This is a genomic window from Streptomyces sp. NTH33, assembly GCF_003236365.1.
GTDB lineage: Bacteria > Actinomycetota > Actinomycetes > Streptomycetales > Streptomycetaceae > Streptomyces.
Genome location: NZ_POTZ01000420.1, coordinates 1 through 6,023, shown reverse-complemented (window position 1 = coordinate 6,023; position 6,023 = coordinate 1). Strand labels below are relative to the sequence as shown.

Sequence of the window (6,023 nt, the reverse complement as noted above, 5' to 3'; positions counted from 1 at the left end):
GCTGTGCTCCGGCGTCGCAACGTGAACCAGACCCGCTTGCCCCGGCGGACGGGGAGACCGGGGCGCCCCCGGGCGGGCCGGCCACGACGCCGCTGCCGCCACGGCCGGCCCCGGCCGTCGCGGCCGAGTTGCTGCGCAGGGCCGAGGAGGACCGGAAGCTGATGAGGGAGGCCGCCGCCGCGCCGTCCGCGGAACACGGACGGCGGGTGGTCCAGTGCCACCGGGACAACGCCGAGGCGCTCGCGGCGGTCGTGCGCCGGTACGGCTGGCCGGCGGCCGACGTGGTCGGCGGGCCGGCCTCCACGGCCGCCCTGATGATCCTGCTGCACGCCCCCGACCTGGGCTTCCGGCTGCGGTGCCGGGATCTGATCGCGCAGGCCACGGCGGACGGCCGCTGTCCCGCGGTGCACTTCGCCTACATCGCCGACCACTGTGCCGTGGAACAGGGCGAGCCGCAGTTCTACGGGACGCGGATCAACCCCGTGACCCTCCGCCCGTACCCCGTGCGCCGGCCGCAGACCCTCGACGAGCGGCGCCAGGACGTCGGCCTCGGCCCGCTGGAGGAGCAGATGCGGGCGCTGCGCCTGCACGACTGACCCCGCCGCCCGCGCCGTGCGCCGTCATGTTTCGCAGGTCACCGGCACGGTACTCGCGCGTCGCCCGACGACGCCGAGACAGGCAGAAGGGGAGTACGCCGTGACCGACCACCGCGGTGAGGCACCCGGCGAGAACGGCACGCCCGTTCCCCGGGACCTGCCGGACCAGCAGGCCCGCACAGACGAGGACGAGAGCGCCCCGCACCCGGGCACCGAGCCGTCCGGACGCGAGCCGTCCGACGAACGCGAGCCGTCCGAACACCCCGTGCCGGACGAGCCCTCCGGCTGACGGCCGGCGCCGCCGCGGGCCGTCAGCCGGTCGAGGACACCGGGCGCGGACGGCCCGGAAGGCCAGGTCGCGAAGGGTGCGCCGCCGACGGGCAGGCCAGGCCGACCGGCCTCGGTCGGCCGCCCGGCCGAGGCGTGCCCGGGCGTCGCTCAGCCGACCTTGCGGCCCCGCATGGGCTCGGTCTCCGCGCCCTCGCCCTTCTGCAGCCCCTGCAGGAACTCCTGCACGGCCTCGGTCGCCGTGTGCTCCGGGCGCCAGCCCAGTTCGGTGTGGGCCCGGGTGCAGTCCATCAGGGGCAGGCGCAGCACCGCGTCGAAGAGGTGCGGGGAGGCGGGGAGCAGATGCAGCCCCCAGGCGGCGGCGATCGCCGAGCGCGCGGCGGTGCGCGGCAGCCGCACGGGCCGGGAGCCGAGCAGTTCGCCCAGCACCTTGGCGTCCAGCGGCGGCTCGGCGGCGAGGTTGAACGGCCCCCGCACCTCGTGGTGCAGGGCCAGCTGGTAGGCGCGGGCGGCGTCGTCGGTGTGCAGGGCCTGCACCCGCAGACCGGGCACGTCCGGCAGGAACCGCAGCAGCTCGGGCCGGGCCAGCGGCCCCGGCAGGAACTTGCCGCCGAAGATGCGGCGCTGCTCGCTCGCCGACTCCCGTTTGAACAGGAAGCCCGGGCGCATACGCACCACCCGCACGTCGGGATGGTCCCGCTCGAAGGTGTCCAGGGCCCGCTCCAGATACGCCTTCTCCCTGCAGTACGCGGCGTCCGGCCAGCCGTGGGTCGGCCACGACTCGTCCACCGCGCGGTCCTTCGGCCCCGGCGAGTACGCGCCCACCGAGGAGGCGTGCACCAGCACCGGCACCCGTGCGGCGGCCACCGCCTCGAAGACCCGGATGCTGCCCAGCACGTTGGTCCGCCAGGTGACCGCCGGATCATGCGTCGGCTGGAAGGCCCAGGCCAGGTGGACCACGGCGTCGGCGCCTGCGAACTCCCCGGCCAGGCCGGACTGTTCGGAGGACACGTCGACCGCCGACCACTCGGTCTTCGGCGGTGACCACTGCGGAATGCGGCGGGCCAGACCCCGCACCGACCCGATCTCCGGGTCCTCGGAGAGAACGCGGACGACGCTCGTGCCGACATTGCCGGTGGCGCCCGTGACGACGACCCTGCTGCCCGAAGCGCTGCTCACCTTCGGCTCCTCTCGGGGGCGGCTGACAGTGCGGCCACCGAGTACCCGGTCCCGGCCGATCGACGCGAGCTGCGGACAGGAGTTGCGGACAGGAGCGGCGGACGGGAAAGCCCCGGCCGCGACGGGGGAATCGCGGCCGGGGCGGCTCAGGTGGGGGCCGGGGACACCGTCCCCTTTGCACCCACGTCCGGTTCAACGGGGAACCACCGTCCGGTGTTCCGGCGCAGGTCCCGTTCCGCGGTGATCCGCGTCACCGGCGTACGGCGCCGGGCACGCTCTCCGCCCACACGCTCTCCGCCTGCAGCAGCAGGGAGCCGAGAACCGTCGTCCGGGCCGCCTCCCGCCCCGCCTGCTCGCGCAGCGCCTCCTGCACACGGTCGTGCAGCTCCTCCATCCTGGCCTCCGCCTCGCGGTCCGGAGGCCGTACGGCTCCCGCGTGCCGGTACCGGTCGGCCTCCGCCCGGCACCGGTCCGCGATCAGGTCCAGCAGCCGGGCGTAGATCCGCAGGATGTGGCCGTCCGGCGGCCCGGGCACGCGGTCGCCGTCGGTGGCCACCGCGAGCGTCCGGGTGAGCGCCCTGATGTGGCCGGTGATCCGGCTCCAGCGCTCGTCCTCCTCCTCGGACGGCACGTCCGAGGGCACCCGCCGCAGGGTCCGCAGCGCGCCCTTGGGCATGCGCAGGCTCTCCCGGCTCCAGCCCCGGGCCGCGTGCAGGGCCTCCAGGCGCCGTTCCAGCCGGTCCGAGCCGCGGGACCAGCCGGCCGCCGCCTCCGGGTCCCAGTCGTCCCGGTCCAGGCCGGCGGCGATCTCGTGCAGCACGTCCGCCGTCTCCCGGGCGAGCTCGGCGAGGTTCTCCCGTACGTCCCGCAGATGGACCGGCGGCAGGACCAGCGCGTTGACGGCGACCCCGATCGCCGCGCCGAGCGCCGCCTGCCCCAGGCGATGGCCGACCGCGGCGCCGGAGACGCTGCCCGTGGCGAGGGTGAACAGGGCCGTGGTGGCGCCGTACACCCCCTGGTCGCCGAAGCGGGACCAGTTCGCCAGCAGCATCAGGACGGGTACGCACAGCGCGAGCGCCCCCGTGGTGTCGTCGGTGACCGCCTGTGCCGCCGAGGCGAGCAGTGCTCCCGCACAGATCGCGGTGAACTGCTGCACCGCCCGCATCAGCGAGCTGTAGACCGTCGCCTGCACCAGGACCAGCGCCGCCCACGGTGCCATCAGGGCCATCGGGTCGCCCAGCCATACGTTCGCCACGAGCCAGGCGAGCAGTGCCGCCCCCGCTGCCTTCAGCGACTGCACCACCAGGTCCCGCTCCCGGCCCGGCCCCCGGCAGGCCGCCCGGACCGCCCGGCCGACCGAGCGTGCCTCCTGGCGCACCGCCCCGGCCGGCCGGGCGGCGAGCGAGCGCGCGAGGGTGCGTACGTCCTCTCCCTGTTCCTGTTCCTGGATCCCACGTGCCATGCCGGGCGGGTATCCAGAGATCATGCCGCCCCACGCGGCACATGCCGGGACCGCCCGTCCCGGCCCGGGCCCGGAGGGTCGTCCGGGCTGTCCGGTGCTCAGGCCAGGGGACTGTCCGCCAGGGACGCCAGCAGGTGCGCGGGATCGTCGTAGACCGCCTTCGCGCCGGCCCGTTCCAGGTCGGCGCGCGGGATGCCGCCGCACAGGACGGCCACACAGCGCACCCCGGCCCTGCTGCCGGCCCGCATGTCCCAGACGGTGTCGCCCACGAACACCGCCCGCTCGGCGGGCACTCCGGCCAGTTCCAGGGCGTGCTCGACCGGTTCGGGCGCGGGCTTGCCCTCCTCGACGTCGTCGGCGCTGGCCGTGGCGGCGATGACGTCGTCCGCGTCGATGGCGCGGCGCAGCGCGCTCAGCTCCGGGCCGCTCGCCGAGGTGGCGAGCACCACCGTCCAGCCGTCCTCGTGCAGCCGCCGCAGCAGACGCCCGGCGTCCGCGAGGGCCGGCAGCCGGTCGAAGTACTGGGCGTACAGCGCGGTGTGGGCGGCACGGAGGCGGGCGTCCTGCTCCTTGTCGCGCTCCTCGCCGAGCAGGTGGGCGATCAGATCGGTGGAGCCGAGCCCCACCGAGCGGTGGATGGCGTGCATGGGCACCCGGTGGCCCGCCTGCCGGAAGGCCTCCCACCAGGTGGTGACGTGGAGGTGGTTGGTGTCGACGAGCGTTCCGTCGACGTCGAACACGGCGGCACGGTCCATCCGGGGCATCCGGGAGTCCTTTCGGGGGCTTTCGCACGCGGTCCTGGGGTCGTACGGGTACCACGTCAGGTGTCCGCCACTCCGGACGGCTGCCGGCCTCCGCGGCGGTGCCGCTCCCGGCGCACGGTTTGCCCGGTTCGCCGCCGGGTACTGCGATGCCTCGTCCGAGTCGATCCGCCCCGCAGGAGGCCCGTCATGTCCGTCCCCGCCGCACCCGCCACCAAGGTGGCCGTGGTCACCGGTTCCGACTCCGGTATCGGCCGTGCCACCGCCGTACGCCTGGCCGAGGCGGGGATGGACATCGGCATCACCTGGCACAGCGACGAGAAGGGCGCGGAAGGGACCGCCGAGGAGGTCCGCGGCAAGGGCCGCCGGGCGGCCGTCGCCCGGATGGACCTCACCCGCCTGCCCGCCGGCACGGACGCGCTGGACCAGCTGTGCGACGAGCTCGGCCGGCTCGACGTACTGGTCAACAACGCCGGCACCGGCACGGCCACACCCTTCCTCGACCTCACCCTGGACGACATGCGGCGCGTGCTGGACGTGGACCTGGTCGGGCCGTTCCTGTGCGGTCAGAAGGCGGCGCGCCGGATGATCCGGCAGGGCGACGGCGGCCGGATCGTCAACGTGACCTCCGTGCACGAGCACCAGCCGCGCGTCGGTGCCGGACCGTACTGCGCGGCCAAGGGCGGCCTCGGTCTGCTCACCCAGGTGATGGCTCTGGAACTCGCCGAGCACGGCATCACCGTGAACGCGGTCGCGCCCGGCGAGATCGCCACGCCCATGACCGGCCAGGAGGACACCGACGTGCACACCGAGCACCGCCCCGGAGTGCCGCTCGGCCGGCCCGGCGACGCCCGCGAGGTCGCCGCCGTGATCGCCTTCCTCGCGGGCCCCGACGCCTCCTACGTCACCGGGGCGTCCTGGAGCGTGGACGGCGGCATGCTCCGGATGGGCCCGATGGCCGGATCGCACCTGGGCAGCGACGACTGGCGGCGTCCCTGACCTCCTCAGCGGTACGGCCGGGTCCGCCGCCGCGGTCGGCGTTCTACGCTGGAGGCATGACTGAAGCCGCGAGCCCCTACATCTCCCGGCCGCGCATCCTGGTGCTCAGCGTGCAGCCGGGCAATCCGCCCTTCCGTATCGTGGAGATCGACGGTGAGGTGGTCGGTGAGGCGAAGGCCATCACCGACGTGCTCGAAGCCGCCGCCGCCTTCGGCATCAGAGTCCATGACCTGGACGACCCGGACGTGGTCCGCTGGGTCGGTGGCGACAAGTTCACCTGGACCGTGCACTAGGCCGCCGTTCGCTCGGCCGGCCGTCCACCTCTGGTGGGCGTTCCGGCCGGCGCCGCCCGTGCGGGTCCAGATCCGCGGCCGGCCCTCCCTTCCGTACGGCGTGCCCGCGCACGGGCACGCCGGCCGTTGTGCGTGGAGGAAGGGGCCGCCTTGGCCGAAGGGGTGAGGCGAGCGGTCGTCAACACCTCGGTACGGACCAGTCCCGAGGGGAGTCCCGAGAGCAGTCCTGAGGCTCACTGACGCGGCTTGCGCGCATGCACCGCCCGGCTCATCCGCCGGCCCAGAAGCAGGTAACCGACCAGCGCGCCCGAGGTGTTGAGGATGACGTCGTCGATGTCGAAGGCCCGTCCGGTGATCAGCGCCCCCTGCGCGAACTCCACCAGCAGCATCACCGTCGCCGTCAGTAGAACGACCCGCAGCACCCCCCGCGCCCCCGGCGCCACCA

At 74.7% G+C, this 6,023-nt stretch carries 8 protein-coding genes; 4 read left to right on the top strand and 4 right to left on the bottom strand.

Annotated elements, in window-relative coordinates:
- Both C1I97_RS29245 and C1I97_RS29240 read left to right on the top strand, forming a co-directional pair.
- The coding region (locus C1I97_RS29245; RefSeq protein ID WP_441349165.1) for a DUF6624 domain-containing protein at positions 1–596 on the top strand (596 nt) is incomplete at its 5' end.
- Between the two features lie 100 nt (positions 597–696).
- Positions 697–885, top strand: coding sequence for a hypothetical protein (locus C1I97_RS29240; protein WP_111006124.1), 189 nt, complete (start codon positions 697–699; stop codon positions 883–885).
- Positions 886–1,034: 149 nt separating this feature from the next.
- Here C1I97_RS29240 and C1I97_RS29235 read toward each other — a convergent pair whose 3' ends face one another.
- The 3 genes from C1I97_RS29235 to C1I97_RS29225 form a co-directional block, all read right to left on the bottom strand.
- On the bottom strand, positions 1,035–2,063 hold the full coding sequence (locus C1I97_RS29235; RefSeq protein WP_111006123.1) for an SDR family oxidoreductase: 1,029 nt from the start codon (positions 2,061–2,063) through the stop codon (positions 1,035–1,037).
- 250 nt (positions 2,064–2,313) lie between these two features.
- Positions 2,314–3,525 carry an FUSC family protein gene (locus tag C1I97_RS29230; RefSeq protein ID WP_111006122.1) on the bottom strand — a complete coding sequence of 404 codons (1,212 nt, stop codon included), beginning with the start codon at positions 3,523–3,525 and terminating at the stop codon, positions 2,314–2,316.
- A gap of 98 nt (positions 3,526–3,623) precedes the next feature.
- Positions 3,624–4,280 (bottom strand): HAD family hydrolase, encoded by a 657-nt coding sequence (locus C1I97_RS29225; protein ID WP_111006126.1) that lies wholly within the window; start codon positions 4,278–4,280, stop codon positions 3,624–3,626.
- A 195-nt stretch (positions 4,281–4,475) separates the two neighbouring features.
- On the opposite strand from C1I97_RS29225, the gene C1I97_RS29220 reads away from it, so the two are divergent.
- Positions 4,476–5,285, top strand: a complete 810-nt coding sequence (locus tag C1I97_RS29220) for an SDR family oxidoreductase (RefSeq protein ID WP_111006121.1) — start codon at positions 4,476–4,478, stop codon at positions 5,283–5,285.
- A gap of 56 nt (positions 5,286–5,341) precedes the next feature.
- A complete protein-coding gene (locus C1I97_RS29215; RefSeq protein ID WP_111006120.1) occupies positions 5,342–5,578 on the top strand; it encodes a hypothetical protein in 237 nt (78 codons plus the stop codon).
- Between the two features lie 233 nt (positions 5,579–5,811).
- On the opposite strand, the gene C1I97_RS29210 is transcribed toward C1I97_RS29215, so the two are convergent.
- A partial coding sequence (locus C1I97_RS29210) for a VanZ family protein (RefSeq protein ID WP_146608327.1) occupies positions 5,812–6,023 on the bottom strand: 212 nt, incomplete at its 5' end.

Coding starts and splice junctions, on each gene's coding strand:
- C1I97_RS29225 (WP_111006126.1), bottom strand. CDS start 4,280: ATGGACCGTGCCGCCGTGTTCGACGTCGACGGAACGCTCGTCGACACC.
- C1I97_RS29215 (WP_111006120.1), top strand. CDS start 5,342: ATGACTGAAGCCGCGAGCCCCTACATCTCCCGGCCGCGCATCCTGGTG.
- C1I97_RS29230 (WP_111006122.1), bottom strand. CDS start 3,525: ATGGCACGTGGGATCCAGGAACAGGAACAGGGAGAGGACGTACGCACC.
- C1I97_RS29220 (WP_111006121.1), top strand. CDS start 4,476: ATGTCCGTCCCCGCCGCACCCGCCACCAAGGTGGCCGTGGTCACCGGT.